Source organism: Actinomadura scrupuli (genome assembly GCF_050971785.1).
In the GTDB taxonomy this organism is placed as follows: Bacteria; Actinomycetota; Actinomycetes; order Streptosporangiales; family Streptosporangiaceae; genus Actinomadura_E; species Actinomadura_E scrupuli.
The window spans coordinates 325,829-341,362 of sequence record NZ_JBPCCU010000002.1; the positions used below are offsets into that span (position 1 = coordinate 325,829).

A 15,534-nucleotide genomic window follows, 5' to 3' on the forward strand; every position below is an offset into this window, starting at 1 on the left:
AGGTTCGGCCCATGTCCGATGTCGGCCTTCCCCGTTCCGGACGGCATCGCGCCTCGGCCGCCGACCTCCACACCCGCGGCATCCGGGTCATCCGGGTGACCGCGGGTGCGCTCGCGGGCCTGGCCATCGTGATCGCCGCCTCCACCCCCCTGACGGGCGCGCCGTCGTCGACGGAGGCCGCCCAGGCCGCCCAGGCGGCGCAGACCGCCCCCGCCCGCGCCCAGGTCGCGGACGGCATCCGCGCCGGACAGTGGTGGCTGAACGCCATCCACGGGCCCGGCGCCTGGAAGTGGACCAAGGGCTCCGGCGTCACGGTCGCGGTGCTGGACACCGGGGTCGACGGGCGCCACGCCGATCTCACCGGCCAGATCATCCAGGGCCCGGACTACACCACCGGCGGCCGTGCCCCCGGCAACAAGTTCTGGGGACGCCACGGCACGCTGATGGCCAGCATCATCGCCGGGCACGGGCATGGACCGGGCAGGGACTCCGGGGTGCTCGGGGTGGCGCCCCAGTCCAAGGTCCTCTCCATCCGGGTGACCTGGGAGAACGACGACCCGATCCGGAAGAACCACGCCGCGGTCGTCCGCAACCACGACTCGGTGGCCAAGGGCATCAGATACGCGGTCGACCACGGCGCCGGGGTCATCAACATGTCGCTCGGCGGTGGCAGGTCGCTCTACGAGGGCAATCCGGTCGACGCGGCGGCGGTGAAGTACGCCCTCGCCAAGAACGTCGTGCTGGTGGCCTCGATGGGCAACGACGGTGCCACCGCCAACGGCAAGAACTTCCCCGCCGCCTACCCCGGAGTCATCGCCGTCGGCGCCGTCGACCGCGGCTTCAAGCCGTGGAAGGGCTCCAACCACCGTGAGTACGTCTCCGTGGCGGCTCCGGGCAAGGACATCGTCGGCGCGGACGACCTGGGCACCCACTACTCGACCGGCATCGGCACCAGCCCGTCGTCGGCCATGGTGGCGGGGGTCGCGGCGCTCATCCGGTCCCGCTATCCCGTGCTCCCCCCCGACCAGGTGAAGCAGGCCCTCGAGAAGGGCACGACGCACAGGCCCGCGACCGGCCGCAACGTCTGGGTGGGTGCGGGCGTCCTCGATGCCAAGGGCGCCCTGCTGGCGGCGCACCGCATCAACAAGGCGGCCCATGGCCCCGCGACGGCGGCCAAGCCCAAGACGCCCCCGTCCGTGGTGGGCAGGCCGCTGAACCTCCTGCTCATTGTGATCCTGGGCGGTGGCGGCGGGCTGGTGCTGGTCGGGCTCGTGCTCGGCTGGCTCCAGCGCCGCCGTCCCGGAGACGACTGGGAGCCCATCGCCGACGAGCCGCTCGAGCCGGTCGCGGCCTTCGCCGACCTCCCGCCCGCGGCGCAGCCACGCGAGAGCACCCAGCTGTACGCGGCACCGGTGCGCATCCCGGGCCCTGTTCCACCGGGGTCCGAGAGCGAGCACCCACCGGAGAGCGGAGCCTCCGCCTTCGACGCCGGAGTGCTACAGCCGTACGAGGTCCCGGTCGCCGCGGCCGGCAACGGGCAGGGCAACGGCAACGGGCTCGGAGCCGCCAACGGGCTCGGCAACGGCAATGGGCTCGGCAACGGCAACGGCAACGGGCACGGCAACGGCCATCGTCCGGACGGCCTGGTGGACGGCTTCCGGATCGAGGACTTCCGGATCGGCCTGTCCGCCGGCGAGCCCGGCGGGCCTGGCGGGCTCGGCGGGCCGCCCCCCGACGATCCCCGGAGCCGGGAGGGCGTCCCGTCCGCGTTCGACAGCGATCCGCTGAGCGGTGATCTCGGGTCGCTGGCCGAGCCCGGGAGCGACACCCCGCTGGCCGACGAGAGCTGGCGGAGCCTGCTCGGCGGTCGCGACCAGGCAGGCGGCGGGCCGCGCGACCTCGGCGGGCCGTCTCAGGACGAGGTGCCGACGAACACCTTCCCGGCGGTGGATCCCCTGGCGGACCCGCTCACCGGCCCGCTGCGGGACCCGCTCGCCGGGCCCGTGGGCGGTGTCACGAGGGACACCCCTGCCGACCCGCTCACCGGCCCGCTGAACGTCCCGCTGAGCAGCCCGGTGAACGACCCGCTCACCGGTCCGCTGCCCACCTCGCCCGGCCATCCGCCGCGCGGCGCACCGGCCGGGGGCCCCGCGCCCTCGAACGACGAGAGGGACGAGTCGTTCGGGCGGCCAGCCCGGCCGCGTAACCCGGAGGAACACCCCTTCGGCAGCCCCGCCCGGCCCAGGGACACCGACGAGGACGGGTCCCGGCCGCACTGGTGGTAGCACGGCACCCGCCCGCCGGGCCGTGCGGCCGAGGCCGTACGACGGCCGTACGATCCGGCGCGGGCGGGTGCGTCAGTGCAGGGAGGCGGGAGCCGGGTCGGGCTGGACCTCGCCGGTGGGATCGGCGGAGGCGCCCTTGCTGGGAGCACCGCGCAGCGGCTCCTCCTTGAGGAACCAGGAGACCACGAAGGCCACCACGAGGAACGGCACCGCGTAGCGGAACACGTCGGTCAGCGCGTTGCTGAAGGACACCAGGATGCCGTCCCGGACTGGCGGGGGCAGCATGTCGATCGCCTGCCGCGAGATGGACGACGTCTTCGGTGCCTGGGCGCCCTGGGGCAGGTGTGCGGCGATCTCGGCGCTCAGCCGGTTGTTGAAGATGGCGCCGAAGACGGCGACCCCGAAGGAAGCGCCGACCTGGCGGGCGAAGGTCACCGTGGAGGTCCCGCTGCCGATGTCGCGCCGCTCGATGGTGTTCTGGGTGGCCAGCACCACCGTCTGCATGACCATGCCCAGCCCGCCGCCGAGGACGAGCATCATCAGGCTGGAGGAGACCCGGCCGGTGTGCACGCCCATGGTGGAGAGCAGGTAGAGCCCCACGATGGCGATCGCGGTGCCCAGGATCGGGAAGATCTTGTAGCGGCCGATCCTGCTGATGATCGATCCGGACACGATCGAGGTGAGCAGCAGCCCGCCCATGAGCGGGAGCAGCAGCAGGCCGGAGTTGCTCGCGCTCGCCCCCGTCACGATCTGCAGGAACAGCGGCAGGAAGGAGATGCAGCCGAACATCGCGAAGCCCACGAAGAAGCTGACCCCGCTGGAGGCGCTGAAGGTACGGTTGCGGAACAGCCGCAGGGGGATGATCGGCTCGGGCGCCCGCACCTCAGCGAACGCGAAGAGCACGAACAGCAGCACCCCGGCGACGCCCAGGCCGATGATCAGAGGCGAGCCCCAGGCGTACTGCGTGCCGCCCCAGCTGGTCATGAGCACGATGCAGGCCACGGCGGCGGCGATCAGCACCGCGCCGATGTAGTCGATCTTCGGCTTGCCGCCGGGCTTGTGCAGCTTGAGCCCGAAGACGGTCACCAGCAGCGCGGCCGCACCCAGCGGCATGTTGATGTAGAAGATCCAGCGCCAGGTGAGATGGTCGGTGAAGAAGCCGCCGACCAGCGGGCCGGCCACCGAGGCCAGGCCGAACACCGCGCCGAACAGACCCTGGTAACGGCCCCGGTCGCGGGGCGGGACGACGTCGGCGACGATGGACATGGCGGTCAGCATCAGCCCGCCGCCGCCCAGTCCCTGGACGGCCCGGAAGAGGATCAGCTGGGTCATCGACTGGGCCAGCCCGCACAGCACCGACCCGACGAGGAAGATCACGATCACGAAGACGAAGATCGGCTTACGACCGTACTGGTCGCCGAGCTTGCCGTACAGCGGCATGGCCACCGTCGAGGCGAGCAGGTAGGCCGTGACGACCCAGGAGATGTGCTCCAGGCCGTGCAGGTCCTTGACGATGGTCGGCAGTGCCGTGGAGACGATCATTTGGTCGAGTGCGGCCAGTAGCATGCCGAGCAGGAGCCCGGAGAGCACGATCAGTGTCTGCCGGTGGCTCAGGGCGGCCGGTGAATCCTCGGCGTTCGGGGTCACCGACGGGAGGTTCTGGTTGGTCATCGATTCCCTCGTGGGCAAAACTGCATGTACCGTACATATGTAGCGGTCACATGTACCGTACATCTGCACTGTGCAGGTATCAAACAGGAGGCCCCTCATGGGGACCAACGACATCTCGGCCGACCCGGTGGACCCGGTCCTCGCCGAGATCGCGCAGGCGGTCTTTCACCTGCGGCGGGTGTGGGCCAAGCCCGGCCTGATGCGCAAGGTCCGTGAGCAGACCGAGGGCTCCCGGCCGCTACAGATGTCGAACCTCATGGTGGTGCACGCGGTCTCCGGGCTGAGCGCGGAGGCCGACGATGTGGGTGAGGTCACCGTCGGCGCGGTCGCCGACCGGCTGGAGATCGACCCCTCGACGGCGAGCCGCCTGGTCGGGCACGCCATCGACGCCGGCCTGGTCTCCCGCCGGCCGTCACCGGTCGACGCGCGGCGGGCCAATCTGCAGCTGACCGACGCGGGCAGCCGGGTCAAGCAGGTCGCGCACCGTTTCCGGATGGCCTACCTGGCCGATCTCACCGCGGACTGGAGCCGGGAGGAACGGGTCGAGTTCGCCCGGCTGCTCAAGCGGTTCACCAACGCGGCCGCCCAGTCCCCGATGGACCTCGACGGCATCGGCAAGATCTTCAAGGAGGCTGGAGCCCCCGAGTGACGGGCTCAGCCCCACCAGAAGGCGGCGGCGATGATGCAGTACAGCACGATGAGCGTGGCGCCCTCGAGCCAGTTCGACTCGCCGTCCAGCACCACCACCACGGTCACCAGCACGGCCAGGATCAGCACCGCGATGAGCAGCGGCGACAGCACCAGGGTGAAGGACGCGCCGACCAGCGGTGACAGCAGCACCAGGGCGGGCGTGACCACCAGCGCGATCTGCAGCGGGCTCTGCAGGATCACCTGCAGGGCGTAGTCGGACTGGTTCCTGGCGGCCAGCTGGATGCCGACCACGTTCTCCACCGCGTTGCCGGCGATGGCGACGATCACCAGGCCGGCGAACGCCTGCGAGATGCCCATCGCGTCCATCGCCGGGGTGAGGCCCGCCACGAACCAGTCGGAGACGAAGGCGGCCCCGATGCCGGTGACGGCCAGCATGCCGATCGCGACCGCCAGCGGCCAGCTCGGCCCATGGTGCTCCGCGTGCTCCGGCGCGGTCTTCTCTCCGGCGGGCTCCCCGGTGGCTTCCTCCGGGGCCTTCTGGCGCTTCAGGGCGGCCGGCAGCGAGGCCACGAAGAGCCCGAGCAGCAGCAGCGACACCACGATCGACAGGGCGCGCTCGTGCTCCCTGGCGGGCGTGTGCAGGGCGAAGGTGATGGCCGGCACCACCAGCGCCGCGACCGACAGCACCAGCAGCATGGCGATGGTGCGGGCCGAACCCTTCTGGAACCGCTGAGGGCCGTTCTTGATGCCACCGACGAGGAAGGCCAGTCCCAGCACGAGCAGGAGGTTGGCCAGGATCGAGCCGACCAGCGAGGCGGTGGCGACGTCGTACAGCTTCGCCTTCAGGGCGAACAGCACGACGAACAGCTCGGGGAGGTTGCCCAGCGCGCTCTGCACCACGCCGGTCGCCCCGGCGCCCAGCCGGTCGCCGAGCGCCTCCACGCTGCGGCCGACCAGACTGGCCAGCAGCGCGAGCGCGATGGCGGAGATGGCGAAGGGCGCGATCGTGCCGCCCAGCTCCGCGTAGTGGGTGACACCGGCGGCGAGAGTGATGATCCCGGCCAGCCCGATGAGCCGCCAGTCGGAGCGTGTGAGACCCATGGGGAGATCATGCCGTATGTGCGGTGTGGCGTCCCGCTTTGCTCGTTCCTTACCTCGGATGCCCGGCCGCCGCACGGTCACCATGGGCCCCCTCGAAGAGACTCGCCCCACGCGTATCGAGCCGCCGGGGACGCGGGCGCGGCGTTCGGCGAGAACACCGGAAGTCGTCGGTCGGGACGCGTAGCATGACACCGGCCGAACCCGGACGACCGGGACTAGAACCCACAAGAGGGGACCTGATGCGAGCGGCTAACGCCTCGGGCGAAGGCCCTGAAAACGAAGGCCCAGTAGACGACCCCGGCGCTTTCCCCACCGACCTCCTGTCCGACCGTGACCGCCAGATCCTCGCCTTCGAGAGGCAGTGGTGGAAGTACGCCGGAGCCAAGGAGCAAGCCATCCGCGAGCTGTTCGACATGTCGGCGACGCGGTACTACCAGCTCCTCAACCTGCTGATCGAACGCCCTGAGGCGCTCGAGCACGACCCCATGCTCGTCAAGCGCCTTCTCCGGATGCGGTCCCAGCGGCAGCGGAAACGCGCCGCGCGACGACTCGGTATCCAACCCTGAGTGACCGACAATGGTCGCATGAACCCTCACACCCCTGAAGGCGCCGAAGGGCTCGCGGCAATCCGCAAGAGTCCCGACGAGGCGCTCCTCGCCTTCGATTTCGATGGTGTGCTCGCGCCGATCGTGGCCGACCCTGCGGCGGCCCGAGCCCACCCTCGGGCGGCGCGGGCGCTGGCCCACCTGGCGCCGCGGGTCGGCTCGGTCGTCGTCATCACCGGCCGGCCTGCCGGCGTCGCGGTCGAGTACGGAGGCCTGGCGGACATCGACGGGCTCATCGTGCTGGGGCAGTACGGCGCCGAACGCTGGGAGTCCGGAAAGCTGATCACCCCCGAGCCGTCACCGGCGGTGGCCGAGGTGCGCACCAAGCTGCCCCGGGTGCTGGAGACGGCGGGCGCGCCTCCCGGGGTCTTCATCGAGGACAAGGGCCACGCGCTGGCCGTGCACACCCGGCGCGCGGCCGAGCCGGGCGTCGCCCTCGAGCGGCTGCGCAGTCTCCTGGTCGCGCTCGCCGAGCGCCACGGGCTGGTGGTCGAGCCCGGCAGGTTCGTGCTCGAGCTCCGGCCGCCCGGCATGGACAAGGGCGTCGCGCTGCGCGCCATCGTGGCCGAACGCGGGGCGGGAGCGGTGCTGTACGCGGGCGACGATCTCGGTGATCTGCCCGCCTTCGACGCCGTGGAGGCGTTGCGGGCGGAGGGCGTCCCGGGCGTCAAGGTCTGCAGCGGCTCCGCGGAGGTGACCGCGGTCGCCGAGCGGGCCGATCTGATCGTCGACGGTCCGGACGGGATCGTCGAGTTGATCAATTCTCTTGCCGACTCCATCGCGCCCTGAACGGAAATATGAGAGCCGTTCGTCTTTCGTATGCGCCCAGGTGAGGGGTCATCCCTCTTATTTCCACACATATCGACGAACAACGGGGGTTATCGAGAAACCTCGGCCTTTGTCCGCCAATATGATGCGAGCTTGGTGACACGAGGTGACGAGGAGCCCACGATGCCGGAAGTCGAGCCGCTGCGACGGACTGATCCGCAGCGCCTGGGGGACTTCCGGCTGACCGGCCGGCTGGGCGAGGGCGGCCAGGGGGTGGTCTTCCGGGGCGAGTCAGGGCCGGGCGAGGTCGTCGCGGTGAAGCTGCTGCACGCCCGGCTCGGCGAGGACCCCCGCGCCCGGGAGGGCTTCGGCAAGGCGATGGCGGCCGCGCAGAAGGTGGATCCGTTCTGCACGGCCCGGATCCTGGCCGCCGGTGTCGAGGGCGACGCGCCGTACATCGTCAGCGAGTACATCCAGGGGCCCTCCCTGCTGAGCGCGGTGGGAGGCCATGGGCCGCGTTCGGGGGACGTGCTCAACCGGCTCGCCCTGACCACGGCGACCGCGCTCACGTCCATCCACCAGGCGGGCGTGGTGCACCGGGATTTCAAGCCGAGCAACGTCCTGCTCGGGCCGGACGGCGCCCGGGTCATCGACTTCGGGATCGCCCGGGCGCTCGGCAGCGACGGCCAGACGCCCGGCGGCGTCACCGGTACCCCCGCGTACATGGCCCCCGAGCAGCTGTCCGGCCGGGAGCTCACCGCGGCCGTCGACGTCTGGTCCTGGGCCGCGACCATCGTGTACGCCTCCTGCGGCCGTCCGCCGTTCGGCCAGGACGCCGTGCCGATGGTGGTCAGCCGGGTGCTGCACGAGCAGCCCGACCTGGGCACGCTGGACGGGCGGCTGCGGCACCTCGTCCTCGAATGCCTGGTCAAGGACGCACGAGAGCGGCCGTCCTCGCAGTACGTCCTGATGCGCCTGCTGAGCACCGACGAAGGCGCCCCGGTGGCGCCGCTGCCGCCGGCGGCCCCGACGTACTCGGTCCCGCAGCAGGCGCCGCCCTACCAGGTGGTCCCGCAGCAGGTCGCTCCGCACCCGCGCACCACTCAGCCGGTCGCGCCGGTGCATCCGGCCGCCCCGGCGCACCTGGCCGCCGACCCGGCCGGCACCGGGGGGCAGCCGGTCATGACGGGCGTCCCGCAGGGCGAGGCCGGGCAGCCCCAGCCGGACGACAGCGGCATCCAGGTACGGATCGGCCGGGTGGGCGCCGGTCACGAGCGGCGGGCGGCTCTGGGGTCACGGCGGGCCGGACGGCGCACGAGGATGCGCAACGCCGGGCTCGGCGCGGCCCTGGTGATCCTCGTCTGCGGGCTGGCCGCCGCGGTGTTCCTCTGGTCGGACTCGGCCGGCTCCCAGACCTACGACGGGCCGGAAGGAGACGCGGGAAGCCCGATGCCGGGGACCGACGCCGGTCCGGTGAACCCGCCCAGGACCGGCCCGGCCATCAAGGTGAACGCGACCCAGGGCGAGGTGAACGCCCTGACGCTGGCCGCGGTGAACGGCGGCACGACCGACCGGCCACTGCAGAAGACCGGCACTCCCGCGCCGGCCGGGCAGACCTTCGCCTACGCCGACTACGTGCTGACCAACACCCTCGGCCGGGCCGTTCTGATGCCCGATCTCACCAGCGGTCCCGGGGACCTGTTCGTCAAGCGCGCCCTCGTGCCGGAGACGCTGCGGCCCCGGTGCATGCCGCAGGCCGGGGCGCCCGCCGACACCTGCACGCTGGCCAACGAGCAGCGGATCATCGGTCTGCTCGGCCGCTCCGGGGCGCCGACCAGCCAGGACGGCGACCAGTACATGCCGGCCGGCGCGTCCTACCTGATCCGGGTCGAGACCACCCTGCCGGTGGGCAAGGGCGTCACCCGGTCCGACCTGGGGCTGTACGTCTGGCAACCGCTGTACGTGCCCGACCGGGTGGCCCGGCCGATCCCGTTCCCCTGACGCCGCTCCGGGCGGCACGGCGGCTCCCGCCACGGCTCCCGCCCCGGCGCGGAGGTCCGCCGGGGCGAGAGACCGTTCACTCGGCGCCGTCGTCGGCGAGGATGCCGTAGAGGCGGCGGCGGGCGTCGGAGATGACGTCCAGCGCGCGGGACTTCTGATCCTCGGTGCCGGCCATCATGACCTGGCGCAGTGCCATGACGAGCTGGCCGACGGCCTCACGGGCGTGGGTGGCGTTCTCGCCGGCCTCCTCGGAGACCTCGTCCCAGGGGGTCACCGTCTGCTGCTCGGCCTCGGCCCGGCCGGCGTCGGTCAGCGCGAACAGCCGCTTGCCGGACTGCTCCTCGCTGGTCACCAGGCTCTCGTCCTCCAACAACTGGAGGGTGGGGTAGACCGAGCCGGGGCTGGGCCGCCAGACGCCGCCCGTGCGGTTCTCGAGCTCCTGGATCATTTCGTAGCCGTGCATGGGCCGTTCGGCCAGCAGGGCCAGGATGGCGGCCCGGACGTTGCCGCGCTTGGTGCGGCGGCCACGGCCTCGGCCGGGGTGGCGCGGACCGAATCCCGGACCCCACTGGGGGCCGAAGGAGTCTCCGCGGCGCTGTGCCCGTTCTGGGCTTCTGAATCGACGATGCATCTGTGCATCCTTTCTGATCTTGTACCACCTGCTTACGCGGTAGTGACTGCTTGCGATGTATTAACGATATATCGCTAAGCTGTCGTTAGCAACCCCCGAACGGCCGTCGAAACGACGAGAGCCCTGCCGCCGGTGGCGACAGGGCTCTCACTCAGGGGTTATGCGGCTACTTGATCACCAAGCTGTCGAGGATCTTCTTGGTGCGATCGTTGGAATCGACCTGCTTGACCCGGATCCACAGGCCGAACTTGCCGCCGGTGTCGGTCAGCCCGACCTCGGAGATCGACGAGGTGCCGGTCTTGCAACCGGTGTAGCGGGTGATGGTGCCCTTCAGCGTCCCGCGGGAGTACGCCTCCGGCTGCCCCTTGGTGCACTGGGGGTGGGAGGTGGCCGAGGGCGGCGGCAGCTTCCCGGCGGCCACGTCGGTGGTCAGCCCCACGAAGACGCCGGGGGTCGTCCCGGTCGCGGTGCGGAACTGGGCGACGCTCGGGGTGGCGCGCAGCACCGGCTCCTGCTTGGCGTCGGCGAGCCCCACCGTGGAGGGCAGCCAGGTCTGCTCCTGGCCCTTCGGCCACTCCTTCGGCACGGTCGCGGTGAGCCGGCCGGAGGTGTCGCTGACGGTGACGTAGTTCGGGTCGGGGGTCGGCGTCTTGGTGCCCGGCTTCTTGCCGTCACCGTCGAAGAGGCTGCCGACCAGCAGGCCGCCGACGATGGCGATGACCAGGACGCCGACCACGATGCCGATGGGGATGAGCAGCTTGTTGCGCTTGCCGCCGGAGCCGCCTCCGCCGGGAGGCCCTCCGCCGGGCGGCTGCCCGTGGGGCGGCCCGCCGTAGGGCGGTCCGCCGTGCTGGAGCCCGCCGTGCTGAGCCCCGCCGAACTGGGGTCCGCCCTGGCCCGGTGCCCCGGGAGGCAGCCTGCTGCCGACATACGGGGTGGAGTCGTTTGGCCCGGGCGGGCCGGGGGGCGCGGAGTACATGCCGTCCGGAGGGGTGCCGGCCGGCGGTCCGGGCGCGAAGACCGCGGTCTTGCCGTCCTCGCCTCCCGCGGGAGCGTCGCCCTGCGGCGCGGGCTGGTCGAGCACGGTACGGCCGTCGTCGCGCGGGGGCTGCTGATAGCCCGGCGGTATGCGTACCTCCGTCGTCCGCACATCGTCGGGGGACCCGGGCGCGGGCGGCCCGGACGGGCGTTGCGGCCCGGGCGGTCCGCCCTGGCCGGGGGGCACGCCGTGGCCGGGGGCACCGCCTTGACCGGGTCCACCGCCCTGACCGGGGGCGCCGCCTTGGCCGGGAGGCACGCCCTGGCCGGGAGGCACGCCCTGGCCGGGGGGACCACCCTGGCCGGGAGGCCGCTGCTCGTATCCCGGGCGCTGGATCGCCTGGGTGGCGTCCTCCTCCGGCTCGGACTGCGCGGCGGCGAACGGCTGTGCCGGGCCCTGCGGCCGCTGTTCCTGGCCGTACCGCTCCTGGGCGTACTGGCCCTGCGCGTAGGGATCCTGGACGTAGGTCTCCTGCCCGGGCGGGCCCTGCGGGTGCTGGACCGGATTCTGCCGGGGCGTCTCGTCGGAGGTGACCGGAGCCGCCGGCGGCTGCTGGTTGGGGGTGGCGAACTGGACGCTCGGCTCGCGCTGGGGGGCGGTCGAGCCGGGCCCGGTCGGCGGCCGTGGTGTGTCCGGTGTCTCGGCGGGCGGTGTCATGGGCGTGCCCTCCACCCGGGTGGCGTCGTTTCCCCCGGCAGTGTACGGCGGTACGGTGCCCGCCTGCGGGGCCTCCGTCGGTCTCAGTGTGGACAGTGCCTGGGCGAAGGACTCCGCCGTCGGCCAGCGCTTCTCCCGGTCCGCTTCGAGCGCGCGGAGGATGACCCGGTCGAACTCCGGGCCCAGCTCCGGCTTGAGCTGGCTCGGGGTGATCCGCACCGGGGCCGGCCCGGGCGGCCGACCGGTCAGCAGATGGAAGGTCAGGGCGCCGAGACCGTACACGTCGGCGCGGACGTCCAGCCCGCCGCCGAACTTCGCCTGCTCGGGCGACATGTAGCCGGGGGTGCCCACCGGCAGGGTGAAGGCGCCGGACGCATGCGCGAGCGCCTTGGCCAGTCCGAGGTCCGCGACGAGCAGCCGTTCGGTCCCGTCCGACGCGGTCTGGAACAGCACGTTGGACGGTTTCAGATCCCGGTGGATGATGCCCAGCCTGTTGATGACCTCGACGCCGTAGGCGATCTCCTCGGCCACCGCAAGGGCCTCACTGACCGGAAGTGGCCGTTCCTGCATCCTTTCGGCGAGGGTGCCCCGATCGGCGTACGACATGACGAAGTAGGGGCGGCCGTCGGTCAGTTCACCGATGTCGTGGACGCGCACGAGCCGCTCGGAGTCGGCCCGCCGCAGGATGCGAGCCTCTTCCAGGAAGCGATTGCGCACGTCCAGGTCGTCGAGCAGGCTCCCGGCCAGCACTTTGATCGCCACCGGCGCCTCGAGGACATCGTCGTGCGCTAGCCAGACCGAGGCGAAAGCCCCGGAGCCCAGAACACGGTCTATTCGATAACGACCGACTGATGAAGGGATGGACACCCCCGTATCATGCCCAACAACGGGGCGTGTGTGTGAGGGCGAGGCGGCATGGCGTTCAACGAAGAGACCGAGGAACTAGCGGTCAAGGCATCCCAAGGAGACCAGACCGCCCTGAACGGGCTGCTCCGGAAGATCGAGCCTGACGTGCTGCGGCATGCCTCGAGGTTCCTGCCCTGCCGGCAGGACGCCGAGGAGGCCTGCCAGGACGCGCTGCTCCAGGTGGCCCGCAACATCCACCGGTTCGAGGGACGGTCCCGGTTCAGCACCTGGCTGCACGTGGTCGTGGCCAACTCGTCCCGGTCGACCTACCGGTCGCTCAAGCGCCGCTCGGTCGAGCAGGCGGGGGAGCTGCCCCAGCAGCGCCCCGACCCGCGCCGGACCAGCGTGATCGCCGGATCCCGGGTGGACATCCTGGACGCGATGGAGGATCTCGAGGCGCGTAAGCCGGATCTCATCCAGGCGCTCGTGCTCAGGGACGTCTCGCAGCTGGAGTACTCCGAGATCGCGGATCAGCTCGGCCTGCCGCTGGGCACGGTCAAGTCCCGGATCCACGAGGCGCGCAAGCAGGTCCGGCAGACCCTCGGCGAGTCCTACTCCTGACCCCTTCCGGGGAATCCCCGGATTTTCCGGACTGCGGCAGCGGCCGGCGCACGCGCCGGTCAGGACTCGGTCATGGATCGGCAAGCCTGCGGGTAGTTCCAGGGCGCCGCACGGCCCTACCGCTGACCATCGTCGGCATGGCTGCAAACAGTGACCGTCCGATCTTCGTGGTGGGATGCCCGCGTTCGGGCACGACGATGCTGCAGCTCATGCTGCACTCCCACCCGAGGATCGCGATCCCCCCGGAGACCCGCTTCGTGGTGACCGCGTACCAGCGACGGCGTGAGTTCGGCGATCTGGAGCGCCCGGCCAACCGGCGGGCGCTTGCCCGGTGGATCGTCGGCCGCCCGCAGACGAAGTTCCTCGACCTCGGCCTCGATCCGGAGTCGATCACCGAGGAGATCATGGCGGGGCCCCCGTCGCTCGGCTCGGCGCTCGGCACCGTCTTCCAGGCGTACGCCCGCCGGTTCGGCAAGCAGCGCTGGGGGGACAAGCGCCCCACCTACATCCAGCATCTGTCCGGCCTGCTGCGGCTGTTCCCGGACGCCCAGGTGGTGCACCTGATCCGGGACGGCAGGGACTGCGTCGCCTCGCTCAAGGAGGTGTCCTGGTACAAACGCGACGTCTTCCACGCCGCCGCGACCTGGTCACAGGCGATCGACCTGGGGCGCCGGGCGGAGGCGCGGCTCGGCCCGGACTCCTACTACCAGCTTCAGTACGAGCACCTGGTGGACGACCCCGAGGGCGAGCTGCGCGGGCTGTGCGCGTTCCTGGAAGAGGACTACGACCCCCGGATGACCCAGCCCCACCGGCTCGCCGGCACCGTCGTACCGGCCCAGAAGCGGTGGCACCACAACACCAGGACCGTCGTCAACTCCGGCCGGGTCGGCTCGTGGAGCGCCCGGCTGGAGCCCTGGGAGATCTCGCTCACCGAGTCCGTGATGGGCGGGCGGCTCCGCGAACACGGCTATCAGCTGACCGGTGCCGCGCGCCCGCCGGCCGCGCATCTGGCCACGTACGCCCGCGTCGCGGCCGACCGCCGCCTGGTGGCGGCCAAACGGGCGCTGCGCGACCGGTGGGACCGGCTGCACGAGCCCAACCCGGTCGCGCTAGTCCAGCGCGGCGAGCTGGTCCGCGAACCACTGCTGCGGCGGTAGCGCGGTGGCGGTCCGCGCGAGCCGCTCGCAGCGGGCCGCCCGCTCGTCCGGCGGCATCAGCAGTGCCTGGTGCAGCGTCTCGGCGGTCTGCGACACGTCGAACGGGTTGACCATCAGCGCGTCCTCGTCCAGTTCCGCGGCGGCACCCGCCTCGCGGGACAGGACCAGGGCGCACCCGCGCTCCGACAGCACCGGCCCCTCCTTCGCGACCAGGTTCATACCGTCCCGGATGGGGTTGACCAGCAGGACGTCGGCCATTCCGTAGGCGGCCAGCGAGCGGGGATAGTCGTCGTTGACCTGCAGGAGCAGCGGCTGCCAGCCCGGCGTGGAGAACTCGTCGTTGATCTCGGCGGCGATGCGGCGGACCGCGGCGGTGTACTCGCGGTACTCCGGGAGGTCGTGGCGGGACGGGTAGGCGAACGCGAGGTGCACCACACGCCCGTGCCATTCCGGATGCTTGACCAGCAGCTCCCAGTAGGCGGCCAGACCGCGCACGATGTTCTTGGACAGCTCGGTCCGGTCGATCCGCACGATGAGCTGCCGGTCGCCGACCTGCTCGCGCAGCGCCCGGGCACGGTCGGCCACGTCCGGCTCCGCGGCCCTGGCCCGCAGTTCCGCGCCGTCGACGCCCAGGCCGTGCACCGCGACCCGGGTCACCCTGCCCTGGTAGGTCACCGTGCCCGCGAGCCGGTCGACCTTGGCGGGCAGGAAGGCCTCGCAGCAGTCCAGGAACGCCTGTGCCCAGCGCTCGGCGAGGAAGCCCGCGTGGTCGGCGCCGAGGATGCCCTCGAGCACCTGCACCCCCATGTCGTCGGGCAGCAGCCGGTAGTACTCCGGTGGCGCCCACGGCGTGTGCGAGAAGTGCGTGATCTTCAGGTCCGGCCGCCGCTCCCGGAGCATCCGCGGGGCCAGCGACAGGTGGTAGTCCTGGATCGCCACCTTGGCCTCCGGCGCCGCGTCCCGGCCGAGCGTGTCCGCGAAGGCCGCGTTGTAGGCCTCGTACGACTGCCAGTCGCGGCGCGAGCGGGCATCGAAGAGCGGCGCGTTGGGCGTGTCGTAGAGCAGGTGGTGGACGAACCACAGGGTCGAGTTGGCGACCGCGTTGTAGGCGCGCTGGAAGGTCGCCGACGGGATGTCCAGCATCCGGACAGAGGCCCCGCCGGTGTCGTGGCCGGCCAGGTCCAGCCGGCCGTCGGGCGCCTGCCGTACGGCCGTCCGGTCCGCCTCCGAGAGCGCCGCGCACACCCATACGACGTCGGTTTCACCGGCCACCGACGCCAGTCCGGACACCAGCCCGCCGCCGCCGCGGCGCATCGTCAGCGCACCGTCGTCGGACAGTGAGAAAGACACCGGACCGCGGTTGGACGCGACAAGAACCTGCGTGTCACTCATGCCCGGAAGTGTGACATGACCGCTCACGGCCACTCTTGTACGGGTGGGCAGTAAGTCGTGCCGGCGATTTCAAACCTGGCTGAGCGGCCTTGTTCATAGATCACCGGTT

The 15,534-nt window shown here is 71.6% G+C and carries 12 protein-coding genes; 7 read left to right on the forward strand and 5 right to left on the reverse strand.

Annotated elements, in window-relative coordinates:
* Positions 1 to 11 precede the first annotated feature (11 nt).
* Positions 12 to 2,285 (forward strand): S8 family serine peptidase, encoded by a 2,274-nt coding sequence (locus tag ACRYCC_RS09205; protein WP_433810298.1) that lies wholly within the window; start codon positions 12 to 14, stop codon positions 2,283 to 2,285.
* A gap of 72 nt (positions 2,286 to 2,357) precedes the next feature.
* Here ACRYCC_RS09205 and ACRYCC_RS09210 read toward each other — a convergent pair whose 3' ends face one another.
* A complete protein-coding gene (locus tag ACRYCC_RS09210; RefSeq protein ID WP_433810300.1) occupies positions 2,358 to 3,956 on the reverse strand; it encodes an MDR family MFS transporter in 1,599 nt (532 codons plus the stop codon).
* A gap of 97 nt (positions 3,957 to 4,053) precedes the next feature.
* Between ACRYCC_RS09210 and ACRYCC_RS09215 the strand changes: the two genes are divergently transcribed.
* On the forward strand, positions 4,054 to 4,605 hold the full coding sequence (locus ACRYCC_RS09215) for a MarR family winged helix-turn-helix transcriptional regulator (RefSeq protein ID WP_433810302.1): 552 nt from the start codon (positions 4,054 to 4,056) through the stop codon (positions 4,603 to 4,605).
* Positions 4,606 to 4,610: 5 nt separating this feature from the next.
* Here ACRYCC_RS09215 and cax read toward each other — a convergent pair whose 3' ends face one another.
* Positions 4,611 to 5,708 (reverse strand): calcium/proton exchanger, encoded by a 1,098-nt coding sequence (gene cax / locus ACRYCC_RS09220; protein WP_433810304.1) that lies wholly within the window; start codon positions 5,706 to 5,708, stop codon positions 4,611 to 4,613.
* A 239-nt stretch (positions 5,709 to 5,947) separates the two neighbouring features.
* Here cax and ACRYCC_RS09225 point away from each other — a divergent pair, with 239 nt between their 5' ends.
* From ACRYCC_RS09225 to ACRYCC_RS09235, 3 genes are all read left to right on the forward strand, one after another.
* A complete protein-coding gene (locus tag ACRYCC_RS09225) occupies positions 5,948 to 6,274 on the forward strand; it encodes a DUF3263 domain-containing protein (RefSeq protein WP_433810306.1) in 327 nt (108 codons plus the stop codon).
* Between the two features lie 18 nt (positions 6,275 to 6,292).
* The gene (gene otsB / locus ACRYCC_RS09230; RefSeq protein WP_433810308.1) at positions 6,293 to 7,102 is read left to right on the forward strand and encodes a trehalose-phosphatase; all 810 of its coding nucleotides are present in this window, start codon (positions 6,293 to 6,295) and stop codon (positions 7,100 to 7,102) included.
* A gap of 162 nt (positions 7,103 to 7,264) precedes the next feature.
* On the forward strand, positions 7,265 to 9,082 hold the full coding sequence (locus tag ACRYCC_RS09235; RefSeq protein ID WP_433810310.1) for a serine/threonine protein kinase: 1,818 nt from the start codon (positions 7,265 to 7,267) through the stop codon (positions 9,080 to 9,082).
* Positions 9,083 to 9,158: 76 nt separating this feature from the next.
* Here ACRYCC_RS09235 and ACRYCC_RS09240 read toward each other — a convergent pair whose 3' ends face one another.
* Together ACRYCC_RS09240 and ACRYCC_RS09245 are read right to left on the reverse strand one after the other, a co-directional pair.
* Positions 9,159 to 9,713, reverse strand: coding sequence for a PadR family transcriptional regulator (locus tag ACRYCC_RS09240; RefSeq protein WP_433810311.1), 555 nt, complete (start codon positions 9,711 to 9,713; stop codon positions 9,159 to 9,161).
* A gap of 166 nt (positions 9,714 to 9,879) precedes the next feature.
* Complete coding sequence (locus tag ACRYCC_RS09245) at positions 9,880 to 12,276, reverse strand: serine/threonine-protein kinase (RefSeq protein ID WP_433810312.1); 2,397 nt, start codon at positions 12,274 to 12,276, stop codon at positions 9,880 to 9,882.
* A gap of 48 nt (positions 12,277 to 12,324) precedes the next feature.
* Between ACRYCC_RS09245 and ACRYCC_RS09250 the strand changes: the two genes are divergently transcribed.
* On the forward strand, positions 12,325 to 12,876 hold the full coding sequence (locus ACRYCC_RS09250; protein WP_433810314.1) for an RNA polymerase sigma factor: 552 nt from the start codon (positions 12,325 to 12,327) through the stop codon (positions 12,874 to 12,876).
* Positions 12,877 to 13,013: 137 nt separating this feature from the next.
* A complete protein-coding gene (locus tag ACRYCC_RS09255) occupies positions 13,014 to 14,033 on the forward strand; it encodes a sulfotransferase family protein (RefSeq protein ID WP_433810316.1) in 1,020 nt (339 codons plus the stop codon).
* Here the strand turns inward: ACRYCC_RS09255 and ACRYCC_RS09260 are convergent.
* Positions 13,986 to 15,425: an alpha,alpha-trehalose-phosphate synthase (UDP-forming) gene (locus ACRYCC_RS09260; protein WP_433810318.1), complete on the reverse strand. Its 1,440-nt coding sequence runs from the start codon at positions 15,423 to 15,425 to the stop codon at positions 13,986 to 13,988. The two genes, ACRYCC_RS09255 and ACRYCC_RS09260, sit on opposite strands and share 48 nt — an antisense overlap.
* Between the last annotated feature and the right edge of the window lie 109 nt (positions 15,426 to 15,534).